The organism is Actinomadura sp. 7K534 (assembly GCF_004348575.1).
Classification (GTDB): domain Bacteria; phylum Actinomycetota; class Actinomycetes; order Streptosporangiales; family Streptosporangiaceae; genus Spirillospora; species Spirillospora livida.
This window is the reverse complement of sequence record NZ_SMKB01000534.1, coordinates 1-712: the sequence shown is the minus strand read 5'-3', so window position 1 is coordinate 712 and position 712 is coordinate 1. Positions and strand designations below refer to the sequence as shown.

The 712-nt window shown below is 76.1% G+C and carries 1 protein-coding gene; it reads right to left on the bottom strand.

Translation table 11 applies throughout. The features are described 5' to 3' along the window. Positions 1 to 276: 276 nt before the first annotated feature. The coding region (locus tag E1266_RS37575; RefSeq protein WP_132055374.1) for an SAV_6107 family HEPN domain-containing protein at positions 277 to 712 on the bottom strand (436 nt) is incomplete at its 5' end.

Sequence of the window (712 nt, the reverse complement as noted above, 5' to 3'; positions counted from 1 at the left end):
GTTGGGGATCGCGCCGGCGGGGCCGGCTCGGGGGGTTGCGGCCGCCGCCGGCGCGATCGTCTAGGGGCCGGGCCGTAAGCGGACCGGCTTCGCTCAAGGGCGCCCTCCCGCAGTGGCCCCGGCCACGCGCGCGAGCGCGTTACCTGAGCGGTGCGGTGACGCCGAAGGCGAGCCGCACCGGGAAGATCGCGAAGCGATGCGCGCTCGCACAGGCCAGGTCACGTAGCGAGCGCCAGCGAGCGAAGTGGGCCTGGCCTGCAAAAACACTGCCTGGAATTAACTCGCTTCGGGGACGGGGAGGGTCGGTTGGCCGGTGATGCCCAGCGTGTCTTCGACGAGGGTGACGAAGACCTCGGCGTCGTGGAGGAGTTCCTCGGCCTCGCGCGGGGTGACGGCGCGGGGCAGGCCGGCCTCGGCGGCGGCGCGTTTGTCGGCGCCGGCGGCGAAGAAGGCGGCCCACTCGCGCAGTGCGGGCTCGGCCTCGGGCAGCAGCACCCAGACGCTGCGGGGGCGGCCGCGGCGGTGGGTCTCCAGGGGTTCCTTGGACGCCAGCACCGCGGCGGCGGCGCGCAGAGCCGCCAGGTGCGCGCAGACGTAGCGGACGGCGGGCGAGGTGGCCTCCGCCGCCTCGGCGAGGCCCATGCGGGCGGCGTGCAGTTGGCCGACGGCCGTGTGCGCCGGGCGCGGCGCGGGCATCGGACGGTGGCGGGGG